The 22,585-nt window shown below is 69.0% G+C and carries 20 protein-coding genes and 1 pseudogene; 13 read left to right on the top strand and 8 right to left on the bottom strand.

Features of this window, described 5'->3' with window-relative positions; all coding sequences use genetic code 11:
* Positions 1-8 precede the first annotated feature (8 nt).
* From KUG39_RS11390 to gltS, 11 genes are all read left to right on the top strand, one after another.
* The gene (locus KUG39_RS11390; RefSeq protein ID WP_216915074.1) at positions 9-3,419 is read left to right on the top strand and encodes an efflux RND transporter permease subunit; all 3,411 of its coding nucleotides are present in this window, start codon (positions 9-11) and stop codon (positions 3,417-3,419) included.
* On the top strand, positions 3,419-3,703 hold the full coding sequence (locus KUG39_RS11385) for a hypothetical protein (protein WP_216915072.1): 285 nt from the start codon (positions 3,419-3,421) through the stop codon (positions 3,701-3,703). The genes KUG39_RS11390 and KUG39_RS11385 overlap by 1 nt, the downstream gene beginning before the upstream one ends.
* A gap of 76 nt (positions 3,704-3,779) precedes the next feature.
* Positions 3,780-4,937, top strand: a complete 1,158-nt coding sequence (locus tag KUG39_RS11380) for an efflux RND transporter periplasmic adaptor subunit (protein WP_353617378.1) — start codon at positions 3,780-3,782, stop codon at positions 4,935-4,937.
* Positions 4,938-4,943: 6 nt separating this feature from the next.
* Positions 4,944-8,243: an efflux RND transporter permease subunit gene (locus KUG39_RS11375; protein ID WP_216915069.1), complete on the top strand. Its 3,300-nt coding sequence runs from the start codon at positions 4,944-4,946 to the stop codon at positions 8,241-8,243.
* Between the two features lie 90 nt (positions 8,244-8,333).
* Positions 8,334-8,825 carry a hypothetical protein gene (locus KUG39_RS11370; RefSeq protein ID WP_216915067.1) on the top strand — a complete coding sequence of 164 codons (492 nt, stop codon included), beginning with the start codon at positions 8,334-8,336 and terminating at the stop codon, positions 8,823-8,825.
* Positions 8,826-9,006: 181 nt separating this feature from the next.
* Positions 9,007-9,945, top strand: coding sequence for a lytic transglycosylase (locus KUG39_RS11365; protein WP_216915065.1), 939 nt, complete (start codon positions 9,007-9,009; stop codon positions 9,943-9,945).
* 116 nt (positions 9,946-10,061) lie between these two features.
* Positions 10,062-10,823 carry a proteasome-type protease gene (locus KUG39_RS11360; RefSeq protein WP_216915063.1) on the top strand — a complete coding sequence of 254 codons (762 nt, stop codon included), beginning with the start codon at positions 10,062-10,064 and terminating at the stop codon, positions 10,821-10,823.
* Positions 10,824-10,837: 14 nt separating this feature from the next.
* Positions 10,838-11,824 (top strand): glutaminase A, encoded by a 987-nt coding sequence (gene glsA, locus KUG39_RS11355; protein ID WP_216915061.1) that lies wholly within the window; start codon positions 10,838-10,840, stop codon positions 11,822-11,824.
* Between the two features lie 73 nt (positions 11,825-11,897).
* On the top strand, positions 11,898-12,938 hold the full coding sequence (locus KUG39_RS11350) for an AI-2E family transporter (protein WP_216915059.1): 1,041 nt from the start codon (positions 11,898-11,900) through the stop codon (positions 12,936-12,938).
* Between the two features lie 80 nt (positions 12,939-13,018).
* Positions 13,019-13,480: a hypothetical protein gene (locus KUG39_RS11345; protein WP_353617379.1), complete on the top strand. Its 462-nt coding sequence runs from the start codon at positions 13,019-13,021 to the stop codon at positions 13,478-13,480.
* 6 nt (positions 13,481-13,486) lie between these two features.
* On the top strand, positions 13,487-14,698 hold the full coding sequence (gene gltS, locus KUG39_RS11340) for a sodium/glutamate symporter (RefSeq protein ID WP_216915057.1): 1,212 nt from the start codon (positions 13,487-13,489) through the stop codon (positions 14,696-14,698).
* A gap of 24 nt (positions 14,699-14,722) precedes the next feature.
* On the opposite strand, the gene KUG39_RS11335 is transcribed toward gltS, so the two are convergent.
* Together KUG39_RS11335 and KUG39_RS11330 are read right to left on the bottom strand one after the other, a co-directional pair.
* Positions 14,723-16,039 carry a carbohydrate porin gene (locus tag KUG39_RS11335; RefSeq protein ID WP_216915055.1) on the bottom strand — a complete coding sequence of 439 codons (1,317 nt, stop codon included), beginning with the start codon at positions 16,037-16,039 and terminating at the stop codon, positions 14,723-14,725.
* A gap of 13 nt (positions 16,040-16,052) precedes the next feature.
* The gene (locus KUG39_RS11330; protein ID WP_502988646.1) at positions 16,053-17,699 is read right to left on the bottom strand and encodes an alpha-D-glucose phosphate-specific phosphoglucomutase; all 1,647 of its coding nucleotides are present in this window, start codon (positions 17,697-17,699) and stop codon (positions 16,053-16,055) included.
* A 152-nt stretch (positions 17,700-17,851) separates the two neighbouring features.
* Here KUG39_RS11330 and KUG39_RS11325 point away from each other — a divergent pair, with 152 nt between their 5' ends.
* Positions 17,852-18,304 carry a hypothetical protein gene (locus tag KUG39_RS11325; RefSeq protein WP_216915053.1) on the top strand — a complete coding sequence of 151 codons (453 nt, stop codon included), beginning with the start codon at positions 17,852-17,854 and terminating at the stop codon, positions 18,302-18,304.
* Positions 18,305-18,334: 30 nt separating this feature from the next.
* Positions 18,335-18,559 carry a hypothetical protein gene (locus KUG39_RS11320; protein ID WP_286194007.1) on the top strand — a complete coding sequence of 75 codons (225 nt, stop codon included), beginning with the start codon at positions 18,335-18,337 and terminating at the stop codon, positions 18,557-18,559.
* Here KUG39_RS11320 and KUG39_RS11315 read toward each other — a convergent pair.
* The 6 genes and pseudogenes from KUG39_RS11315 to KUG39_RS11290 all read right to left on the bottom strand — a co-directional run.
* On the bottom strand, positions 18,540-19,004 hold the full coding sequence (locus KUG39_RS11315; protein WP_190612307.1) for a hypothetical protein: 465 nt from the start codon (positions 19,002-19,004) through the stop codon (positions 18,540-18,542). The two genes, KUG39_RS11320 and KUG39_RS11315, sit on opposite strands and share 20 nt — an antisense overlap.
* Before the next feature lie 14 nt (positions 19,005-19,018).
* On the bottom strand, positions 19,019-20,248 hold the full coding sequence (locus tag KUG39_RS11310; protein ID WP_353617641.1) for an FAD-dependent monooxygenase: 1,230 nt from the start codon (positions 20,246-20,248) through the stop codon (positions 19,019-19,021).
* A 29-nt stretch (positions 20,249-20,277) separates the two neighbouring features.
* Positions 20,278-20,556 carry a hypothetical protein gene (locus KUG39_RS11305; protein WP_190612309.1) on the bottom strand — a complete coding sequence of 93 codons (279 nt, stop codon included), beginning with the start codon at positions 20,554-20,556 and terminating at the stop codon, positions 20,278-20,280.
* A 17-nt stretch (positions 20,557-20,573) separates the two neighbouring features.
* The gene (locus KUG39_RS11300) at positions 20,574-21,950 is read right to left on the bottom strand and encodes a phospholipase D-like domain-containing protein (RefSeq protein ID WP_216915049.1); all 1,377 of its coding nucleotides are present in this window, start codon (positions 21,948-21,950) and stop codon (positions 20,574-20,576) included.
* Between the two features lie 161 nt (positions 21,951-22,111).
* Positions 22,112-22,321, bottom strand: a complete 210-nt coding sequence (locus KUG39_RS11295) for a DUF8677 family protein (protein WP_094586455.1) — start codon at positions 22,319-22,321, stop codon at positions 22,112-22,114.
* Positions 22,321-22,585, bottom strand: a pseudogene (locus KUG39_RS11290) (DUF4912 domain-containing protein); the annotation flags it as partial. The pseudogene KUG39_RS11290 and the gene KUG39_RS11295, both read right to left, overlap by 1 nt.

Genomic DNA, 22,585 nt, shown 5'->3' with positions numbered 1-22,585 from the left:
CCAGCCTGATGTCTCCTTCGAACACGTTCATCCTCAGGCCGGTGCTCACCACGGTGTGCAGCCTGTTGATCGTGATCGCCGGCCTGATCGCGATTCCGCTGTTGCCGATCGAGAGCCTGCCGGACATCGCCCCGCCCACGGTGCGGGTTACCTCCCGCTACGTGGGGGCTGACGCGGTCAGCGTCGAGCAGGGCGTCACCAGCGTGCTCGAGCAGCAGATCAACGGGGTGCAGAACATGGAGTTCATCACCTCCACCAGTGCGGCCGATGGCTCCAGCTCCATCTCCGTCACTTTCGCCAGCGGCAGCGACGGTGACATCAACCAGGTGAACGTCCAGAACCGGGTGTCCCTGGCCCAGCCCAGCCTGCCGGAGGAGGTGCGCCAGTCCGGCATCACGGTCAACAAGGCCTCGAACTCGATCCTGCTCGTCTACAACTTCACCAGCGAAGATCCGAAAAACCAATATAGCCTCGAGACCATCAGCGGCCTGCTGGATCAGAACCTCACCGATGCGGTGCGGCGGGTGCCCGGTGTCGGTGAGCTCACCTATTTCGGCAACCGGCAGCTGGCCTTCCGCCTCTGGCTGGATCCGGACCGCCTGGCCGCCAACAAGCTCTCCGCCGCTGATGTGGTGGCGGCCCTGCGCAGCCAGAACCGGCTGGTGCCCGTGGGCCGCATCGGCGGTGCCCCCTCCCCCGAGGGCCAGCAGTTCACCCTCACCGTGCAGCTGCAGGGCCGGCTTCGGACCACCGAGGAATTCGGCTCGATGATCCTGCGCTCCACCGCCGACGGTGGCCTGGTGCGGCTGCGGGACGTGGGTCGGGTGACGCTCGGGGGTGAATCCTTCGACATCGAGGCCACCGACCTGCGCGGTGTCCCTTCGGTGGGCATGGCGATCTACCAGCTCACCGGCAGCAACGCCCTCGATGTCTCCAACGGGGTGGAGGAGGTGATCAAGGAGTTCGCCACCACCATGCCGGTGGGCATGACGATCCAGAAGATCTACGACAACACCGAATTCGTCGAGGCCTCGATCGAAGGGGTCACCACCGCCCTGCGGGAGGCGGTGGTGCTGGTGGTGCTGATCCTGTTCCTGTTCCTGCAGAACTGGAAGGCCACCCTGGTGCCGGCCATCGCCATTCCGGTGGCCCTGGTGGGCACCTTCCTGTTCGTGCAGGCCTTCGGCTTCACCCTCAACCAGCTCACCCTGTTCGGACTGGTGCTGGCGACGGGCCTGGTGGTGGATGACGCCATCACCGTGATCGAGGACACCTCCACCAAGAAGGGCTCCGGCCTCAGCGCCCTGGAGAGCGCCAAGGCCACCATGGACGAGCTGTTCGGCGCCGTGATCGCCACCTCCCTGGTGCTGTTCGCCGTGTTCGTGCCGGTGCTGTTCTTCCCCGGAGCCACCGGGACGATCTACAAGCAGTTCGCCGCCACGATCATCTTCTCGATCCTGATCTCCACCTTCAACGCCCTCACCTTCTCGCCGATGCTCTCGGCCCTGCTGCTGGCCCGGGAGAGTGAGCCGCCCAGCCGCCGCACCTATGCGATTTCCGGTGTGTTCATCGGTTTCGTCTACGGGCTGCTGGCCAGCGGCGGCGGCATCCTGGTGGCCCTCGGCGTTCTGGCCCTGGCCGCGGCGATCGGCTTCGGCCTGCACCTGCTCACCCGCCTGCCGCTGCGGCTGCCCTTCGCCATCGGCGGTGCCGTCGCGGCCGTGATGCTGGGGCAGCTGAACAGCCCGCTGGAGGTGCTGATCTACACGCTGATCGGCGGGCTCCTCGGCTGGGGTGCCCCGTTCATCTTCCGCCGCTTCAACGTCATCTATGCCGGCGTTGAGCGGCGGTACCACGCCGGTCTGGCCTGGGTGCTGGGCAAGCGCCGGCTGATCATGGCCCTGCTGGCCGGGGGCATCGTGCTCACCGGTTTCGCCTTCACCTCGATCCCGACGGGCTTCGTGCCCGTCGAAGACCAGGGCTACGCCATCGGCATCGTCCAGGGCCCTGACGGCGCCTCCCTGGAAACGACGCGCCGCATCAACCAGCGGGTGGCGGAAATCCTGCGCAGCGAGAAGGACATCACCACGGCGGCGGTGTTCAGCGGCGCCAGCCTCGATGGCAACGCCCCCAACCGGGGCCTGTTCTTCTTCGGCACCCGCAACTGGAACGATCGGACCTCCGATGAGCAGTCGGTGGCGGCGATCACCCAGCGGCTGAACCGCAAGCTGTCGGTGATCCAGGAGGCCCGCATCATCGTCGTCGAACCCCCCGCCATCCCCGGCTACGGCACCGGGGCGGGCTTCGAGATGCAGATGCTCAACCGCAGCGGGGGTGCGCTCTCCTCGGCCGATTTCTTCGCGGCGGCCACCCAGCTGGTGGGCAAGGCCAACCAGAGCGGACTGTTTGACCGGGTGTTCACCCAGTTCTCCCCGGAGGCCCCCCAGCTGCAGATCCTCGTCGACCGAGACCGCATGGCGGCCCTCGGGGTCGACTACGGCACGGCGATGCAGACGTTCAGCTTCAACATCGGCTCCTTCTATGTCAATGACACCTTCGATGCCGGCAGGGTTCGCCGCATCTTCGTCCAGGCCGATGAGCGCTACCGCGCCAATCCGGAGCAGCTGAAGTCCCTGTACGTGCCCAATGCCAGCGGTGAGCAGATCCCCCTGTCCGAGTTCATCACCGTCGAATCGACCACGGGCCCGTCGGTGATTCCCCGCTTCAACCTGTTCCGCTCCATCAAGGTGGAGGGGTCCGCCCTGCCGGGCCGCAGCTCCGGCCAGGCGATCAAGGACATCCAGGACCTCTTCAACAACCTCTCCACCACCGGCGTCGGTTACGACTGGACGGGCATCTCCCGGGAGGAGGTGGCGGCAGGGGCCCTGGCGATCGTGATCTTCGCCCTCGGCATCCTCACCGTCTACCTGGTGCTCTCGGCCCAGTACGAGAGCTACAGCGACCCGTTGATCATCCTGATGACCGTGCCGACGGCCATGCTCGGGGCCCTGGCGTTCCTGGCCCTGCGGGGTGAGGTGCTCAACATCTATGCCCAGGTGGGTCTGGTGATGCTGATCGGTCTGGCGGCCAAGAACGGCATCCTCATCGTCGATCTCGCCAACCAGCGCATGCAGGAGGGCGAATCCGCCCTGGAAGCTGCGCGGGCCTCGGCCCAGTCCCGCTTCCGGCCGATCCTGATGACCGCCATCTCCTCCCTGTTCGGCTTTCTGCCCCTGGTGTTTGCCAGCGGTGCCGGTGCCCGCAGTCAGGCTTCTCTGGGTACGGTGGTCTTCGGGGGCCTGGCCGTGGCCACCGTGCTCTCCCTGTTCGTGGTGCCCGTGTTCTACGTCGTCATGAAGCAGCTCACCGCCGGACCTGCGCCCGCCGAGGCCGAAGCCTCCCCCGGCATGGGCGCCTGATGCCGGCTCCCTGCCCACCGCTGAGCGGCCGCCGGGTGCTCTGCGCCGGCATGCTCACCGGTGTGGTGGGCCTGGCCATCGCCCTGTTCCTGCGTTCCATCGTCGAGCACACCCCCCTGCGGGTCACCCCCCAGGCCCTCTTCTGGAGCACCGTGGTGCTCGGTGGTTTCGGTGTGGTGGCCGGCATGGCGGTGGAGGCGGTGCGCCAGCTGCAGGAATCCAACCCGGAGCCCGACTACCACCGCCACCATGGCCGGGGCGGCGGGCGCGGCCCACGCCGCTGAGGGGCCGCATGGCGCTCCGGCCCAGTGGGGCAGTCGGACCTTTTCCGGTACCTTGCGGGGGTATGAACCCGGTCCGGTGCGCTGGCAGGCTCTCCCTTCTCTCCTTCCCCTGACGTGGCTGCTGGCCGCCTGCGGCTCCGCCGCCCCTGAGGCCAGGCCGCCCCTGGTGGTCCAGACGGTGACGGTGGGGGAGTTCCGCTTCACGCCGGGCATCGAGACGATCAGCACGATCGAGTCCACCTCCAACGTGGTCATGCGGCCCCAGTCGGATGGCCGGGTGGTGCGGATTCTGGCCAGGGAGGGGCAGCAGGTGAAGGCGGGCCAGCCGATCCTGGTGCTCGACAACGTGCAGGAATCGGCCACCCTCGATTCCGACCGGGCCGAGGCGATCAAGGATCGCGTCAACGCCGAGCGCTATGTCTTCCTCAACGAGCAGGGGGCCGTCTCGACCAAGGACCGGGACTTCTACATCACCCAGGCGATCCAGAGCCGCGACCAGGCCCGCTCCAGTGCCGCCACCCTCGGCTACAAGTTCGTCACCGCGCCCATCGACGGGGTGATCGGCAACCTCGATTCGGTCAAGCTGGGGGATTACGTGCGCCAGGGCCAGGCGATCACGGGAATCGTCAACAACTCCTCCCTCTGGACCCTGATGGATGTGCCGGCCACCCAGTCCAGCCAGGTGAAGATCGGTCAGCCGGTGCAGGTGGAGAGCCAGGGCAATCCTCCGGTGCGGGGCGAGGGCCGGGTGGTGTTCGTCTCCCCCTACTTCGCCAATGCCACCCAGTCCTCGGGCCAGCCGAACACGGTGCTGGTGAAGGCGGAATTCCCCAATCTCACGGGGGTGCTGAAGACCGGCCAGTACGTGCGCAACCGCATCATCACCGGCAGCAGCGACCAGCTGGCGGTGCCGGTGGAGGCGGTGATGATGCAGGCCCAGCAACCGTTCGTGTATCGGGTGTTGCCCCTCTCCACGGTCCTGCCCCAGATCAAGGCCTCCGATCAGCTGCTGCCCGCCCAGAAGCAGAAGCTGGAGAAGCTCCCCGGCACCACGCCGGTGGTGGTGCAGACGGCGGTGAAGCTGGGCAAGCTGCAGAACAACGCCTATCCGGTGCTCTCCGGCCTGACCAAGGGCGATGAGGTGGTGGTGAGCAACACGGCCCTGCTGCGCTCCGGCATGCCGGTGCGGCGGGCACCGGCTCCGGCTACGACCCCGGCACCGGCGGCGAGCTGAACTCCGATGTCGTTCTCCGATAACTTCATCAAGCGGCCGGTTCTCACCACCGTCTGCAGCATCCTGATCGTGCTGGTGGGCCTGATCGCCATCCCCACCCTTTCGATCGAGAACCTCCCGAACATTGCCCCACCCCTGATCCAGGTGACATCCAACTATGGAGGGGCCAATTCCCTGGTCACCGAGCAGGCGGTGACCAACCCGATCGAGCAGCAGATCAACGGCGTTCCTGGCGCTAATTATATCTCTTCCACCAGCAATATGTCTGGGACGAGCACGATTCAGGTCTTCTTCAACGAAGGCACTGATATCAATATCGACCAGGTGAACGTCCAGAACCGCGTTTCTCTGGCGATGCCCCAGCTGCCGCAGCAGGTGCAGGCCACCGGAGTGTCGGTGATGCAGAGCACCCCGTCGATCCTTCTGGCCTATCAGGTCACGTCGACGGAAGGCCAGTTCGACGCCTCCTATCTCAACGGCCTCATCTATCAGAACCTGTATTTCCAGCTGGAGCGGGTGCCCGGGGTGGCCACCGTCAACCTGCTGGGGGGCAGCAATCCGGCCTTCTGGCTGTTCGTCGATGCCAACAAGCTCTCCGCCAACAACCTCACCGCCGATCAGGTGGTCAATGCGGTGGCCAGCCAGAACACCGTGGCGATCGGTGGCCTGGTGGGCGGGCCACCGGCCGCCGGCAACCAGAAGTTCGCCTACCCGATTCTGGTGGAGAACAACGGCAACCTGGTGTCCGTCGAGGAGCTCAACAACCTGATCGTCGGCCGCACCTCCACCGGCAACCTGCTGCGCCTCAAGGATGTCGGCGAAGCCACCTACGGCACCAACACCTTCGCCCAGCAGGCGGTGAGCATCGAAGGCCACCCCTCGATCACCGTCGCCGTCTTCCAGACCCCCGAGAGCAACGCCCTCGATGTCTCGAACCAGGTGGTGCAGGTGATGAACCAGTTCACCCAGAGCGTCCCCCCGGGCGTCAAGGTGTTCGAGATCTACAACATCGGCCAGTTCATCGAGTCGGCCGTGGAGGGGGTGGTGGATGCCCTCGGCCTGGCCATCGTGCTGGTGCTGCTGATCCTGTTCCTGTTCCTGCAGGACTGGCGAGCCACGGTGGTGCCCAGCCTGGCGATTCCGATCTCCCTGATCGGCACCTTCGCCTTCGTCAAGATCTTCGGCTTCTCCATCAACCAGCTCACCCTGCTGGGCCTGGTGCTGGCGACGGGCCTGGTGGTGGATGACGCCATCGTGGTGATCGAGGCGGTGGAGAAGAACCTGGAGAAGGGGATGCGTCCCCGCCAGGCCGCCATGGAATGCATGGGGGAGCTGTTCGGCGCCCTGGTGGCCACCGCCCTGGTGCTGATGGCGGTGTTCGTGCCCGTGGCCTTCTATCCCGGCGGCATCGGCATCATCTACCGCCAGTTCGCCCTCACCATCGCCTTCTCGATCGCGATCTCCGCCTTCAACGCCCTCACCTTCTCCCCCATGCTCTCGGCCCTGCTGCTGAGGAGCCAGAAATCAGCACCCCCGGGGCGGCTGGTGGGGATCATCGGCGGGGTGGTGGTGGGCCTGGCCTTCGGCCGCTTCAGCGCCGCCTCCTTCGGCAGCATCACCTACGTGATCGGCGTGGTCGGCGGTGTGCTCGCCGGCGCCAATCTGGTCTGGATCTTCAGCCGCTTCAACGCCTTCTTCACGCGCCTGGAGCGTGGCTACGCCGCCATGGTGGAGGCCCTGATCGCCCGTCGCCGCTGGATTCTGGTGGGACTGGGCGCCGGCATCGCCCTCACCCTGTTCGCCTTCACCGCCCTCCCCTCCGCCTTCATCCCCGAGGAGGACCAGGGCTACGGCATGGGCATCTTCCAGCTCCAGAACGGCGCCTCCCTCAGCCAGACCCAGGGCACCGCCCAGGAAGTGGCCAAGGTGCTCAATGCCGAGGAGGAGATCATCGCCGGCTCTGTGGTGAGTGGCTATGGCTTCAACGGCGCCAGCCCCGATCAGGGGGTGTTCTTCTTCGGCTTCAAGCCCCTGGAGGAGCGCAGCGGCACCGACCAGAAGGCCCCGGCGATCATCAACCGGCTCAACGCCAAGCTGAGCCAGATCAGCTCCGGCATGGCGGTGGCGGCCCAGCCCCCGGCGATTCCGGGCTTCTCCGCCCAGGGGGGCTTCTACTTCCAGTTCAACGACCTCAGCAACGGGGCCTTCACCTTCAACCAGCTCGATGACCAGGCCAAGCAGCTGATCCAGGCCGGCACGGCCAGCGGCGGCTTCTCCACCCTCTACACCCAGTTCATCCCCAGTGCGCCGGCGTTCGGGCTGAAGATCGACCGTTCGATCGTGGGGGCCCTCAACATCGACTTCCAGCAGGCGATGCAGACCATCGCCGTGCTGGCTGGCAGCAACTACTCGGGCCTCACCTACGAGAGCGGCCAGGTCAGGAACATCTATGTTCAGGCGGCGGCCGCCAACCGCAAATCCCTGGAGGATGTCCTCAGTTTCTACGTGCGCAGCAGGGACGACAAGCTGGTCCAGGTGTCGGAATTCGCCACGGCGGAACTCACCAGCGCGCCGCCGGTGATCAGCCACTTCAACCTCTATCGCACCATCCTGATCCAGGGGGCCGAGGCGGTCGGCAAGAGTTCCGGGCAGGCCCTGACCCTGATCCAGGACCTGTTCCGCGCCCAGGACTTCAACAACATCGGCTATGCCTTCACCGGTCTGGCCGCCCTGCAACTGTCGGCGGGCAACGCCAGTGTGCTGGTGTTCGGCCTGGGGATCCTGGTGGTCTACCTGGTGCTCTCGGCCCAGTACGAGAGCTACGTGACGCCGGTGATCATCCTGATGACCGTGCCCCTGGCCATGCTCGGCGCCCTGGTGTTCCTGGCGCTGCGCTCGATCGACCTCAACATCTATGCCCAGGTGGGCCTGGTGACCCTGATCGGGCTGGCGGCCAAGAACGGCATCCTCATCGTCGAGGTGGCCGAGCAGCACATGAAGGAGGGCATGACCGCCGCCGAGGCCGCCATCGCCTCAGCCGAGTCCCGGCTGCGGCCGATCCTGATGACGGCCATCGCTGCCCTGGCCGGCTTCCTGCCCCTGGTGGTGGCCACCACGGCGGGGGCCAACAGCCAGCAGTCCCTGGGCACGGTGATCTTCGGCGGTCTGCTGGTGGCCACCGTGCTGTCGCTGGGGGTGGTGCCCCCCTTCTATGTGGTGGTCAAGGCCCTGGAGGCCCGCTGGTTCGGCGAGTCCGACGCTGAGGAGGCCGACCTGGCCGCCGCCCCGGACCAGCCCAGCGCCTAGTTGTGACGAAACATGGAGCGCCCCGCCGGCTTCATTGCGGCGGCCGGCACAGGCCGTGAGGATCGTTACAGGAGATTGAGGATCGATCCCATGCTGCCCACGCTCGCCGAACGGCTGCGGGAGCAGCATGCCAAGAGCAGGGGCCGGAGGCCCGCCCGCCCGCCCTGGCCGGTCCCCGGCGAGCCGCCCACGGCCCTGCTGTTTCAGGTCCGTCCTGAGCTGGAGCCCGCAGCTGTGCCCATGGGACCGGCTGTGCCCGCCGCGGCCCCGATGGCCGACCCGGACCCGCTGCCCCCGGTGAACTCGGTCGTCGTCACGGAGATCGCCAGGCCGGAGCTGGTGGCACCGTTGCCCACGGTGCCGCCGGCACCCGCGCCACCCCTCACGGTCCCGGAGCGGACAGCCCTGGCGGAGCTGCTGCTGCTGCTGGTCTGGGCCGTGCTGGTGCTGATCGATGGTGCCCTGGCCCTGGCCTCCCTGATCGATCGCGCCGCGGGCCGGCCAAGGCGGCCGCAGGCGGACGCGGCGAGCGCTCCGCCGTCGGCGGCGGCGCCCTTCCTGATGGCGGCTGCCGCGCCTTGAACCCCTGCGGCTGAGGGGCCACCGATCAGCCGGTCGTCGCCCGGCTTTTCTATCGCTGCTTGATGAAATGTTGCGACGTTTCTTTCAACGGTCGGGGCCACGATCTGCAGGGTCTGGAATGTGCTGACTCGGGGATGGTGTCCGCTTCTGGTAGCTTTCTTGTGCAGGAAGTGAGGGAATCATGGGTCGACAGGCATCGGCGACCGGGGCTGTTCTTGCCGCCCTTTTTCTCTCCTTCAGCGGGCTCGGCTTCAGCCCCGTGGCCTTCAGCCAGGGGGCCCCTCCCGCCCGCAGTGTGAAGGTTGTCCAAGGCGACACGCTGGAGGCCATCGCCGCCCGGTATGGGGTGAGCGTGCAGGAGTTGATGCGTCTGAACAGGATCACCAAGCCCGAGGAGCTGCAGATCGGCCAGCAGCTGAAACTGCCGCCATCGAAGGGGCTCGTTCAGGTGCGCGCCGGGGACACCCTGGCTCTGCTGGCGGCGCGCCATGGCACGACCGTGGCGGCCCTTCAAAAGGCCAATCCCGGCCTCAAGCCCGACCAGCTCAAGGTGGGCGCCTGGCTGAAGCTGCCGCCAGCCTCGGCGGCGGCCACGGCCAAGCCCACCGCAAAACCCTCGTCAGCGGCCAAGCCCTCGCCCACCGCGAAGCCCTCGTCAGCGGCCAAGCCAACCCCCGCCGCGAAGCCGGCATCCCCCGCCACGCCAACGCCCGCGGTCACCGCCTCCCCGGCCCCCACCACGCCCCCGGCCGTGACCGCTCCGGCCCCCACCGCACCCCCTTCGCCCCTGCCGCCGAAGCCGGGCGAGTCGGTGCGCTGGCGCTTCTACGGCAACACCCTCGTCGACTGGGGCGGCTGGAAGCTCCATCCCGGCGGCGTGCGGGTGACGCTGGTGCAACCCACCCAGGCGGATGTGGGGCCGATGCGGGCCCAGGCGACGGCGGTGGCGGTGCATTGCAGCAGCCTCCGCCAGGCCTGGTTGGTCAACGGCGCCTGGGAGCCCTGGACCGTGCCGCTGGGGCGGTCGCTGGGTCAGCAGATCGTCCTCGACGTCTGCGCCAACGTCACGGACCCGACCGGTCCGGCGGTGGCGCCCCCTTCCGCCCCCTTGGCCCCTTGAGCCGGGGCCCTCGGTTCCAGGGGCCCGGCGCGGAGCTGTCGGGTTCCGGTGTCTTCCCCACCCTCACTTAGGACCTGTGGGCTAGTCTCAGCGGCCTGCATCGGCGGCCAACCTGGGTGACGTACTGCATCGGCTACTGGCTGGAGAAGGGCCTGGTCATGGCCTCCGATTCCCGCACGAATGCAGGAGTTGATTATATTTCGAGCTACAGCAAGATGTACGTTTTTCAGCCGGCCTCCGACCGGCTGTTCGTGCTTCTCGCCGCCGGTAATCTGGCCACCACCCAGGCCGTGGTCAGCTGGATCCGGCGCGATCTCGACCGGGCCGCCGAGGACTCCGCCAGCGGAACCGGGGATCTGCGTTCCTGCGATTACCTGTTTGAGGCGGCGGCCTACATCGGCCGGGTGAGTGTGGCGGTTCAGGAGGAGAACGGTGAGGCCCTGCAGCAGGCCGGGGCCAGTGCCGGGGCCTCGTTCCTGCTGGGCGGCCAGATCGCCGGGGAGCCCCACGGCCTGTATCTGGTCTATCCCCAGGGCAACGCCATCATGGCCACCCGCGAAACGCCCTACCTGCAGATCGGCGAGACGAAATACGGCAAGCCACCCCTCGATAACGTCGGCCACACCAACCTCTCCCTGGAGGATGCGGCCCGGCTCTGCCTGATCTCGGAGGTGCTCACCCAGCGCTCCAACCTCACCGTGGGTCCACCGTTCGAGCTGGCCATCCTTCCCGCCGACGCCCTGGCGATCGCCCACCGGCTGACCTTCGCGGCCGACGCCCCGGAACTGGCCGCCATGGTCGAGACCTGGAGCGACGCCCAGCGGGAGGCGCTGCACCGCCTGCCGAGCTTCCCCTGGGAGCAGTCGTCGCCAACCTGAGCCCCCTTCCCGCCATGTGGTCCGTCTCCGAATGGGTGTCCAACGGCCACCTGCCCACCGCCGAGGTGGTGCAGGAGCTGGTGGCGGAGGCCCATGGCCGCTTCGCGCCGGTCGGCGAGGGCCAGGTGGCCGACTACATCCCGGCCCTGGCGGCGGCGGCCCCCGACCACTTCGGCCTCTGCGTCTCCAGCTGCGGCGGGGCGCTGTTCGAGGCGGGCGAGGCCCGGGTGGCCTTCAGCATCCAGAGCATCTCCAAGCCGTTCCTGTTCGCCCTGATCTGCCAGGCGATCGGCGAGGAGGAGGCCCGCGAGAAGCTCGGCGTCAACAGCACCGGCCTGCCCTTCAATTCCGTTCTGGCGGTGGAGCGCAGCGGCGACGGCCTCTCCAACCCGATGGTGAATGCCGGGGCGATCGCTGCCACCAGCCTGGCGCCGGGCTCCAGCAGCGAAGAGAAGTGGGCCTTCATCCAGGACGGCTTCTCCCGCTTCGCCGGCCGGCGGCTGGAGATCGATGCCGAGGTCTGCGCCTCGGAGCTGGCCACCAATCGACGCAACGCCGGCCTGGCGACGCTCCTCAGCGACCATGACCGCATCTGGTGGGATCCCGACGAGGCCACCGAGCTCTACACCCGCCAGTGTTCGCTCAGCGTCACCGCCGCCGACCTGGCGGTGATGGCCGCCACCCTGGCCAACGGCGGTCGCCAGCCCGTCACCGGGGAGCAGGTGATCGAGGCCATCCACTGCCAGCACGTGCTGGCGGTGATGGTGACGGCCGGGCTGTACGAAACCTCCGGAGACTGGCTCTACGCCACCGGCCTGCCCGGCAAGAGCGGCGTGGCCGGCGGCATGATCACGGTGGCGCCCGGGAAGGGGGGGCTGGCGACCTATTCACCGCCCCTGGATGAGGCGGGCAACAGTGTGCGCGGCCAGCTCACGGCCCGCTTTCTCTCGGAGAGGCTGGGCCTGAACCTGTTCGCCTCCAGGCCCGAGGGGAGCCCCTGAACCATCGCCCCGCAGGGGAGATGGGGGGCTCGCCTGTCTACGATCCAGCTTCAGCGTGGTGCCTTCTGCCGCAATGTTCAGCACCACCAACCTCGTGCGCTATCTCCTGCTGCTGGCCTGCATCGGGGTCACGGTGGTCATCTTCAATTACTTTTCCGGCACGATTGCGGTGTTCACGGCCGCCGCCATCGTCGCGGCCCTGCTGAACGTCCCGGTGAAGTGGCTGAGCCGCTATCTGCCGCGGGGATGGTCGATTGCCGCCGTGACCTTCGGCGCCCTGATCCTGCTGATCGGATTCGTCACCGGGATTGGCCTGCAGGTGCTGAACCAGGGCCAGGGTCTGTTGCTGGATCTGCAAGGCACCTTGAAACAGCAGGACCTCACGCCCCTGCATCAATACCTCAAAACCTATGGATTCGACAGGATCACAACCCTGCTTCAAGAGGGTCTGCTGACGGGACTGGGGCTGTTGCAAACCGTCTTTTCAGGGGTTTTCACGGGCATTTTCGGTGCGGTGATCAGTCTCTATATGCTGATCGACGGCGAGAAGCTATGGAAAGGATTTCTGGGGCTGATTCCGGAGCCTCACCGTGATCGTTTCGCCGTGATCTTTCTGCAGAGTGTTGTAGGATTCATCCGCGGACAGCTGCTGTTGATGGTGTTTCTGACCGTCTCAACGGCCGTGATCTTCCCGCTGCTGGGTGTGAAATACAGTCTGATTCTGGCGGTGATTGTGGGCGTCCTTGATGCGATCCCCGGGATCGGAGCCACCCTCGGCATCCTATTGATCTCCTTGATGGTCTTCGCCTCCCAGGGGGGAGACATTGGCTTGCGGGCCTTGATCGCTTCCGTGCTGCTCGGTCAGATTCAGGACAATATTGTCCGGCCCAAGGTGATGGGTCAGGCGATGGAGCTCAATCCGGTCCTCCTCTTTCTGGCCCTCTTCATCGGACAGCGGGTCGCTGGCCTGCTGGGGGTGTTCCTTTCGATCCCTCTGGCGGGCATGCTGGCGCTCTGGTTCCATTCCGAACGACAGCGGCGGGAATTCAGTCTCCTCACCCCGGCCGTCGGTGATGGCACAGGGGAGCAGGGCCCTTCCACCGCAGCACGCTGACATGGGGAAATTCCCATCGATTGCCAGTCCACCCGGCTGTCATGCTGCTCTTTGCTGATCTCCTTGGTACGCCCTTGACTGTGAACCGTGCGATCGTTGCCACCCTCACGGCCCTGGCCGCGACGGCGGCCAGCGGCGTTCCTGCCGCCCAGGCCAGCTGCCGCTTTCTGATGCCCCTGGGGGGCGGCGGCAACCCTGTGGTCTCGAAGCGGATCGGGCCGGACCGGCTGGTGGGTCGCACCAACTGGAACACCGACTTCATCGTCGATCGCGATTTCCGCAGTTATCGCTTCTTCTTCACATCGGCCTCCACCGAGCGCGCCACCTTCCCGGTGTCGGGCTTCATGGTCTTCACCGACGGCAGCAGCCTGCAGGTGGTCAACGAAACCCCGACATTTGAACCCGGTACGGGCCGGATGTTCGGTCCATTCCAGGCCGTTCCCGGCAAGCGCACCCGGTTGATGAATTTCCGGGTGGGCTCCTCCACCACACCGGCGGCCCTTGGATTCAGCTATCGGATCTCCGTTCAGGGTTGTCTCTGATCTCCCATGCAGTTCGAGAGCTTCGCGACCTTCAACATCGCCATCGTGGTGCTGGCGATCGGCCGCTGGCTGAACCGCAAGGTTGGCTTTCTGCGGGACTTCAACATTCCTGAGCCGGTCACCAGCGGGCTGCTGGTCTGCCTGCTGCTGGCCCTGATCCATGCCATCAACGGCACGGAGATCGGCTTCAATCTGCAGACGCGGGATTTTCTGCTGCTCTATTTCTTTGCGGCCATCGGCCTCAACGCCGACATCAAGACCCTGCTCTCGGGCGGCTGGCCCCTGCTGATCCTGGTGGGGACCACGGTGGGTTACATGCTCCTGCAGAACCTCACCGGGATCGGCATGGCGGCGCTGCTGGGGCTGAATCCCCTGGTGGGTCTGCTGGGGGGGTCGGTGTCCCTGCTGGGGGGCCACGGCACGGCGATCGCCTGGGCACCACGCTTCGCCGAGAGCCACGGCATCAGCAATGCCCTCGAGATCGGCATCGCCTGCGCCACCTTCGGGCTGGTGCTGGCCTCGCTGATGGGCGGGCCGATCGCCCGGATCCTCATCCGCCGCCACCGGCTCAAGACGCCGCAGGCCTCTGCCGCCGCCTCCGCCTCCTCTGCCGTGGAGGGCGCCACCCCGGACGGGGCCCTGGAGCCGGTGACTTACTTCAGCCTGCTGGGCACCCTCTTCTGGCTCAACGTCAGCCTGGGCCTCGGGGAGCTGCTGCATGAGCTGCTGAAGGCGGCCGGCAGCAACCTGCCCCTGTTCGTCTGCTGCCTGTTCGCGGCGATCTTCCTCACCAACACGGTGCCGCGGCTGCTGCCGATCCGCTGCCTGGCCGCCCCCCGCTCCCTGGCCATCGTCTCGGACATCGCCCTGGGCATCTTCCTGACGATGTCCCTGATGAGCCTGCAGCTCTGGACCATCGCCTCCCTGGCGGGCCCGATCCTGTCTATCCTCGCCGCCCAGTTCGTGGTGTCCTTCCTGTTCGCCCTGTTCGTGGTGTTCAAGGTGATGGGCCGCGATTACGAGGCCGCCGTGATCTGCGCCGGCTTCGGGGGCATCTCCCTGGGGGCCACGCCCACGGCGATGGCCAACATGTCGGCGGTGGCCCAGACCTACGGCCCCGCCCACCGGGCTTTCATCATCGTGCCGCTGGTGTCGGGCTTCTTCGTGGACATCAGCAACGCCGTGGTGATCCAGCGCTTCCTCAACTGGTTCGGTTGATCCGGGCACCCAGCCGGGCTGGGCTCAGAAGCGCAGCGTCGTGCGGATCAGCCCCGCCCACACCCCCAGGCTGGCCTCCCCCGAGGCCGGGGAAAACAGCAGGGCCTCGGAGAGCGTGGCGCTGCCAGTGAGGGCCCCGCGCGGCCGGCTCAGCCAGAACACCGCCGGGGTCACGGAGAGGTCATCGCTGATCTGGATCCGGTAGTAGAGCTCCATGGCCAGGCCCCGGTCGTCGAGGTTGCTCTGGGCTGGTGTCTGGATCGCGCTCACGTGGGCCGGCGAGCCGACGGCGAAGCCCAGGCTGTTGCCCACCCCCAGCACATCGCTCCAGACCAGCCCGGTGTACCAGGAGCGGCTGCGCACCCCCGAAAGGCCAGCCACCGGGTAGGAGCCGAAGCGGAAGGTGTCCTGCCCCCAGCCGGCGCTGATCGAGGGCAGCCAGCCGGAGCGGCGGGGCTGCCAGTAGCCCGCCAGCGACCAGGATCCCAGGCTTCCCTCGCCGGCGCCCGTCGCCAGCTGGCTGGCCAGGGGCGTCCCCCTGAGCCGCACCTGGGGCCCACTGAGGGTCCAGGCCCCGGTGATGTTCCACTGGGGCCGGCTCAGGGCCAGCTGCACGGTGCTTGTCTGGGAGGAGGTCCCGCCGAACAGGCCGCCCCCCTGGGGGGACCCCCCGGCCCGGCCAGCCACGTAGGCATAGCCCAGGCTCAGACCCCGCAGGTCGCCGCGGGGCTGCCACCAGATCCCGAAGCCGCCCCCGAGCCGCTTGCTGTAGGTGCCCGGTGAGCCGGCGTACTGGAACAGATCCAGGATGGGGGACTGGTTGTAGACGCTCGGCCAGACGGGGAGCATGTCGAGCTGCATGATCCGGGGGCCGACGCTGAGCCGGATCTCGGGGCTGAGGGGCAGCTGCAGGTAGGCCCGGTTGATGCTCACCAGCCGGCCGGAGCACCCCTCCTCCCCGGCGCCGCAGGCCGGCTCCTGGAAGGCCACATCCAGTCGGCTCAGGGGGGTGGGCGGGTTGGAGAAGAAGCCGGAGGGGGCGAAGTCGCCCGTGCGCAGGCGGATCCGGAACAGGTCCTGGCCCGTGAAGCTGGTGTCGATGGTGAGGCGGGCCTCGTGGTTGAAGCTGACCCCGTTCAGCAGCGGCGCCCCATCAGCGCTGTTGCCGGCCCGCTCCACCGCACTGCCGGCGTACTGAAGGGCTCCGAGAACGGCGTTGATCTGCAGGTCCACCGTGGTGGTGGGGGCGAAGCGGGTGGCCTCCTGGGCCGACAGGGGCCCGGCGGCAGCGCAGACCCAGGCCGCCGTCAGCCAGGGAAGGGTGGCGCCAGGGGGCTTCACGGGGCCGGGCTGTTCAGGTGATCACGGTGGGGCGATCCATGCCGGTGCGCACCCGGATCTCGGCCAGGGCGTCGATGGCGTCGATCAGATCCTTCAGGGCCAGCTGGGGGTCGAGGTCGAGGGCGCCGCTGGGGGGCACATAGCTCTCCAGGTACACCCGCAGGGTGGCGCCCTTGGTGCCGGTGCCCGAGAGCCGCAGCACCACCCGGCTGCCGTCGTCGAGCAGCACCCGCAGGCCCTGGCCCTTGCTGATCGAGCTGTCCACCGGGTCGGTGTAGCCGAAGTCGTCGGCGGCGCGGATCGTGCGGCCGGCGAAACCCTGGCCCGGCAGGGCGGTGAGCATCCCGGAGACCCGGTCGTAGAGGCCGTGGGCGGCGTCGCTGGCCACGGCCTCGTAGTCGTGGCGGGAGTAGTAGTGGCGGCCGAAGCGGCCCCAGTGGCCCGCCATCACCTCGGCCACCGAGCAGCCGCGCACCGCCAGGATCTGCAGCCAGAACAGCACCGCCCAGAGGCCGTCCTTCTCGCGGATGTGGTTGCTGCCGGTGCCGAAGCTCTCCTCGCCGCAGAGGGTGATCCGGCCGGCATCGAGCAGGTTGCCGAAGAACTTCCAGCCCGTGGGGGTCTCGAAGCAGGGGATGCCCAGCTCGGCGGCGACCACGTCGGCGGCGGCGCTGGTGGGCATCGACCGGGCCACGCCGGCCAGGCCGTCCGCGTAGCCGGGGGCCAGGGTGGCGTTGGCGGTGAGCACGGCCAGGCTGTCGCTGGGATTCACGAAGCAGTGCCGCCCCAGGATCATGTTGCGGTCGCCGTCGCCGTCGCAGGCGGCGCCGAAGTCGTAGGCACTGCCGGCCAGCAGCAGGTCGGCCAGCTCATGGGCGTAGGTGAGGTTGGGGTCGGGGTGGCCGCCGCCGAAGTCCGCCAGGGGCACGCCGTTGCGCACCGTGCCGGCCGGCGCCCCCAGCAGCCCCTCGAACAGGCGGCTGGCATAGGGGCCGGTGACCGCATGCATGGCGTCGAAGGCGACGCGGAAGTCGCCCCGCAGCAGGGCGGCGATGCGGTCGAAGTCGAACAGCTTCTGCATCAGCGCCACGTAGTCGTCGACGCCGTCGATCACCTCCACCGCCATGGCGCCGATGGTCGCCGTGCCGGGGACCTCCAGGTTCAGGGGGTCGGCGTCGAGGATGCGGTAGCCCTCCAGGCTGAGGGTGGCGGCATGGATGGCATCGGTGACCGATTCCGGTGCCGGACCGCCGTTGGCGCCGTTGATCTTGACGCCGAAGTCGCCGTCGAGGCCGCCGGGGTTGTGGCTGGCCGAGAGGATGATCCCGGCCACGGCGCCGTGGCTGCGGATCAGGTGGGAGGCGGCCGGCGTGGAGAGGATGCCGCCGGTGGTGGTGATCAGGCGGCTGACGCCATGGGCCGCGGCCATGCGGGCGATGACGCTGATCGCCGCGAGGTTGCCGTAGCGGCCGTCGCCGCCGACCACCAGGGTGCCGCCGGCGATGCCGGGCACCACCCGCAGGGAGGCCTCGATGAAGCTTTCCAGGTAGTGGGGGGTCTGGAACTGACGGGTGCTCTTGCGCAGGCCGGAGGTGCCGGGCTTCTGGTCGTCGAAGGGTCGCTCCAGCGCCACCTGACGCAGCTCGGTCGTCATCGCCATGGCCGGCGTCCTGGTGCTTTGGGAGCCCCAAGCTACCTCCGCCGATTCGGGCGGTCCTGCGGTTGCTGGCTCTCCAGTCGTTGCTGGCCGACCTGGCGTTGCTGGTGGCTGCGGCAGCTCTGGCTAGCGTGAGCGGAATTGCCTCCCCACCCATGGCGTTTCGGTCGCTTCCCACCGCCCTGCGCATGGCCACCGCCCTGCGCATCGCCGTGGCTGGCTCTGCGGTCGTCGCCGCCATGGCCGGTGCGGTGGTGCTCCATCCGACTTCGGTGCGGGGGGCGGTCATGGGCGCCCCGAAGGCCCTCCCCTATCCCGAAGCGGTGAGCCGCACCCACACCGCCGCCGAGGCGGTGCTGGCCGGAGCCGGGGCCGAAACCTGTCTGCGGGGCAAGCTCACCAATGCCCTGCTGGGGCTCTCGAGCAGCTGTGAGGCCAAAGGAGAGCGCAACCCCCTCTGCCAGCTCGCCGACAAGGCCGCCGTCGTCACCCCCATGAGCCTGGCCTTCATGCGGGACACGGCGACCCAGCTGCTGGCGCTGATCGATGGCGCTGCCACCCAGACGTCAGCCTCCGGCAGCCCCGAGCCGGCCCTGACCCAGCCCTGACCCCGCACCACCATGGAAGTTCAGCACCCCTTGGATGACGGTCCCCTCTCTCCTGAGCAGGCCCGGCTGCTGGAGCAGTTCCGCCAGCGCGTGGACGCGCGGATCAGCAGCCACGGCCTCACCAGCACCGACGTGGCGGATCTGGTGAAGGAGCTGCGCGACCATCCCGATGTGAGCCGCCAGATGATGGCGGAGCTGACCCAGGAGCTGCAGCGGCTGCTGCCCGGTCAGCGCTTCAGTTTTGATTGGGATTGATCAGGTTGATGCCCCCCTGCCTTGGGGCGGCATTCTCCGCCGGCTTGGCCACCGGCAGCTGCAGGCGGCAGACGGCCGTGAGGCTGCGGGCGGCGCGGTCGATCGGTTCGCGCCGCTCGAAGCTGTTGCTGGCCGCCACCACCGAGCGCTGACGGATCGTCCAGAGCACGTCCTTGCAGCTGGCGGGCAGACGCGGATGGTCGAGCAGGGGGTTGGCCAGGCTGCGGGCCTGGTCGCAGGATTCGGCGGTGTTCTCGCGGCTGCAGGCCAGGGTGATCAGCTGCAGGGAGCGGAACTCGGAGGAGGGGGGAAAGGGGGGCGGCTCCGGGGCGGCCCGCAGCGGTGAGGCCCCCGCCAGGGGCAGGCTCGCCAGCAGGGCCAGGTGCGGCAGGGCCGCTCCGAGGCGGCGCGGGGCCGGGGAGGTGGCGCGAGGGGACCGGTCCATGGGGGGCGGGGAGGTCACCCAATCATGGCCGCCGCCCCGGGATCCTTGGCGATCGGCGCGATGCCGTCGCGCAGCGGCCGCTGGGAGGCCAGCCAGCGGCGGGCCAGCAACGGGCCGCTCCAGCGGGCGGTGCGGGCCAGCAGGCCCCGCAGGCGGTGCCGGCGCCGCAGCAGCTCGGCCCGGCGGGCCTCCTGCTCCTGCAGCGCCTGGATCCGCCGGATCTCCGGTTGCCGTTCGGCGACCACCGCCGCCGCGGCCGCGTCGATGGCCCCGGGGTCCCCGTCCAGCAGGGCGGGCCCCAGGTGCCGGGCGGCCACCAGGGCATCGCGCAGGGCCATGTTGATCCCCTGGGCCCGCAGGGGGCTCATCGGGTGGGCGGCATCACCGAGCAGCAGCAGGCCGGGCCGCTGCCAGCGGGGGCAGAGCCCCACCCGCACCGGCAGCCGCACCGGTCCCTGGACGGCCGCCGCCGGCAGCTCCCGCAGCCGCCGGGCCAGGGCCTCGGGAGCATCGCCGGCCCAGAGTTCCGCCCAGGCGCCGGGGCCGGCCGGGATGGGCACCGGCGGCGGCTCCGGTGCGATCGCCCAGCCCAGCTGGACACCACCGCGGGCGGAGGGGAACAGGGCATAGCTGCCCGAGGAGCCCACCACCGTCACGAAGCGGCCGGCCAGCCACTCCAGCACCGCATCGGCTCCTGGGGGCTCCAGCCGGAACCAGAGCACGTCGAGGGGGCTGGGGGCACGCTCCAGCTCCAGGCCGCCCTTGCGGCGCAGCAGTGAATCCCTGCCGTCGCAGGCCACCACCAGCGCCGCCTCCAGGGACGTGCCATCCGCCAGGCGCACGCCGGCGACGCGGCCGTCGTGCAGCAGCAGATCGCTGACGGCCTGGCCAGGGTGGAAGCGGAAGCCCGGCTGGCGGCCCGCCTGCTCCAGCAGCTCGCTCAGCAGGGTGTCCTGGTCGATCAGGGTGCAGGGGGCGGCGCTGCCCATGGGCTCGGCCGTCTCGAACAGGGCCTGGCCGTCGAGGAAGAAGCTCCAGGCCGTCAGGGGCCGCTGGCGCACCGCCGCAGGCAGCGGCTCCAGGCCCATGGCCGCCAGGGCCGCCAGGCCACTGGGCATCAGCCCTTCGCCGCGGAACGGCCGACCACCGGGCCCGGTGGCATCGATCAGGTCGACCGCCAGGCCGCGGCGGGCCAGGAGCAGGGCCAGGCTGGCTCCGGCGGGGCCGGCCCCCACCACCAGCACCCGGGCGCCAGGGGCTCCGGAGGGGGCGTTCAGGTGAAGGAGTTGTAGTTGAGGCCTTCCTCGGGGCTGCCGTTCTCCGCCCCCTGCAGGGCGTTCTTCTTGCTGAGCAGATAGTCGACCAGTTCCTGCTGCAGGGTCAGCAGCTCACTGGTGCAGCCCCGGAAGGCGGCCCGGTGACGGATCTCGTCGTGGCGGGTGTGCAGGTCCCGCAGCATCAGGTTGATGGCGTCCAGGCGCGGGGTGACCTCGCGGGAGCTGGCGGTGGACACAGGGCTGGGGGTGGTGACGGAGCTGGACGCCGGGTCCATGAATCGATTTCTACGCGTCAACGGATCGTAGACGGCGCCGCCATCGCCGCCCCACCGGCGGCAGAGGGCCGTTCACGGCCGCTGCCGCAGCTGCGCCGGCGCTGCTCCATGCGGCGGGCCAGCCGGCCGCTGACGCCCAGTTCGGCCCCACGCCAGAGGCGGTCGATCTCCGCCTCGAAGTGGCGCGCCAGCAGGGGGGAGCGGATCAGCAGCAGGGTCTCGTCGTTCTGGAAGGCGGCACTTGGGCTCCAGTTGAAGCTGCCGGTGATCACGGCGCGGCCGTCGATCACGGCGAACTTGTGGTGCAGCTTGTCGCCGGAGGCCAGCCGCGGCGTGCCCACCCCTTCCAGGGGCGCGCTCCAGGCCCGGTTGTCCGCTTCGATGCGGCAGTCCTGGTCGGGCAGGGTCACGCCGAGCAGGTCGAGGGTCTCGCTGAAGGCCCGGTTGGCGAAGCCGGGATCCGCCAGCAGGCGGAGCTTCACGCCGCGGCCATGCAGCTCCTGGAGCCGGTCGGCCAGGTTCTGGCCCGAGAAGACGAACAGGGCCAGATCGAGGCGCCGGCCGGCACCGGCCAGCTGGGTTTCGAGCCAGGCCAGGCCGTGGTTGGGGTCGCGGCGGCGGTGGGGTGAGAACAGCACCTCCACCGGCGTGCCGGCCACATCGACCACCTGGGCGCCGCCGCCCTGCTTGGCGATGCCGAAGCGGCTGTCGGGCAACCCGCCGGGGCCATCGCCCCAGAGCCGGGCGAATTCGGCGGCGAACACACCGGCCAGGGCGGGGCTGTCGAAGCGCAGCAGGTGGTTGACGTTGCCGCGGGTGCTGGGTGCGCCCGCATCGCCATGGATGCAGGAGGGGCTGAAGTTGGCCGAGCCGGTCACCACCGCCCGGCCGTCGACCACGAGGAACTTGTGGTGCATCAGGCCGCTGCCGCGGCTGCCGTCGGCGGTGTCATCGAGCAGGGGCACCCCCGCCCGCTGCAGCACGGCGACGGCGTCCCCCTGGCCGAGGGCGGCCAGCTGCTGCTGGCGATGGCGCTGGTGGGGCGGCAGATCGACGGGATGCTGCTGGCTCCAGGGGGTGCTGTAGAGGTTCTCCAGCACCACCCGCACCCGCACCCCGCGGCGGTGGCGTTCCACCAGAGCCTCCGCCACCGCCGGCAGGGAGAGCTCCTGCACCGCCACCAGGATCTCCACGCGGGCCTCGCGGATGCTCTCCAGCAGCAGGGCCTCCAGGTCATCCCCCTGGCGCCACTGGCCGCTGATCGGGCTGCGGTAGCGGCTGTCGCCGCGGTGGTTGAAGGCCACCCGGATGCCCGGCGGCAGGGGCAGGGCCCGGTGGTCGCCGCCGCTCAGGGCGGCCGGTGCCGGGCCGCAGCCCCCGAGGAGGCCGGCCATGGCCAGGGCGAGCAGGGGCCGCTGGGCCGGCCGGAGGCGGGAAGGAAGCGCGAGAGGGACCACGGGCTGGAGGGGGCGGCGGGTTCCGCTCCTTCAGCCTTCCCGGCGGGGGACAGCGCTCTGACGGCTTGCCAGGGGCGCGCCCCTGGCGCAGCGGGGCCTCAGTGGTGGCCGGGCATCTCCGAGGTGCGCAGCATGACGGCGAACCAGAGGCTGCCGATCACCACCGCGGCGATCACACCGGCCGAGATGCTGACCCGCAGCATCAGGATCGGCACCACCAGCGGGAACAGGATCGAGCCGGCCAGGGGGGTGAAGGCCACGACCGCCTTGAGCAGGCCGCGGTTGGAGCCGGTGGCGGTGTTCTCCATCAGAACCACTCGGCGACGGCCTGGCTGGCGGGGTTGCTGTTGTCTTCCGGCGTGGAGCGGCGGAACTCCATGGTGATGCTGCGCTTCTGCTCCCCATCGGCCGCAAGGGCCTCGATCGGGTAGAGCTGCTGGCCGTCGCGGAAGGGCACCTGCACCCGGAAGGTGCCGTCGGCCGAGAGGGGCACCTCCTCACCGCCGATGCTGAGGCGGGCCGCCGGATCGGTGGCGCCGTAGACGATCAGCTCGGCATCGGCCACCAGCCAG

Origin of the sequence: Synechococcus sp. CCAP 1479/10, from assembly GCF_019038515.1 — a bacterium.
Taxonomy (GTDB): domain Bacteria; phylum Cyanobacteriota; class Cyanobacteriia; order PCC-6307; family Cyanobiaceae; genus Cyanobium.
The sequence above is the reverse complement of the archived record's forward strand: the minus strand, read 5'-3'. Positions and strand labels throughout refer to the sequence as shown.

Bases quoted from the DNA above. Each gene is read 5' to 3' on its own strand.
- KUG39_RS11390 (WP_216915074.1), top strand. From the start codon at position 9: ATGTCTCCTTCGAACACGTTCATCCTCAGGCCGGTGCTCACCACGGTG.
- KUG39_RS11385 (WP_216915072.1), top strand. From the start codon at position 3,419: ATGCCGGCTCCCTGCCCACCGCTGAGCGGCCGCCGGGTGCTCTGCGCC.
- KUG39_RS11375 (WP_216915069.1), top strand. From the start codon at position 4,944: ATGTCGTTCTCCGATAACTTCATCAAGCGGCCGGTTCTCACCACCGTC.
- KUG39_RS11370 (WP_216915067.1), top strand. From the start codon at position 8,334: ATGCTGCCCACGCTCGCCGAACGGCTGCGGGAGCAGCATGCCAAGAGC.
- KUG39_RS11365 (WP_216915065.1), top strand. From the start codon at position 9,007: ATGGGTCGACAGGCATCGGCGACCGGGGCTGTTCTTGCCGCCCTTTTT.
- glsA (WP_216915061.1), top strand. From the start codon at position 10,838: ATGTGGTCCGTCTCCGAATGGGTGTCCAACGGCCACCTGCCCACCGCC.
- KUG39_RS11350 (WP_216915059.1), top strand. From the start codon at position 11,898: ATGTTCAGCACCACCAACCTCGTGCGCTATCTCCTGCTGCTGGCCTGC.
- gltS (WP_216915057.1), top strand. From the start codon at position 13,487: ATGCAGTTCGAGAGCTTCGCGACCTTCAACATCGCCATCGTGGTGCTG.
- KUG39_RS11330 (WP_502988646.1), bottom strand. From the start codon at position 17,699: ATGGCGATGACGACCGAGCTGCGTCAGGTGGCGCTGGAGCGACCCTTC.
- KUG39_RS11325 (WP_216915053.1), top strand. From the start codon at position 17,852: ATGGCGTTTCGGTCGCTTCCCACCGCCCTGCGCATGGCCACCGCCCTG.
- KUG39_RS11315 (WP_190612307.1), bottom strand. From the start codon at position 19,004: ATGGACCGGTCCCCTCGCGCCACCTCCCCGGCCCCGCGCCGCCTCGGA.
- KUG39_RS11305 (WP_190612309.1), bottom strand. From the start codon at position 20,556: ATGGACCCGGCGTCCAGCTCCGTCACCACCCCCAGCCCTGTGTCCACC.
- KUG39_RS11300 (WP_216915049.1), bottom strand. From the start codon at position 21,950: ATGGCCGGCCTCCTCGGGGGCTGCGGCCCGGCACCGGCCGCCCTGAGC.
- KUG39_RS11295 (WP_094586455.1), bottom strand. From the start codon at position 22,321: ATGGAGAACACCGCCACCGGCTCCAACCGCGGCCTGCTCAAGGCGGTC.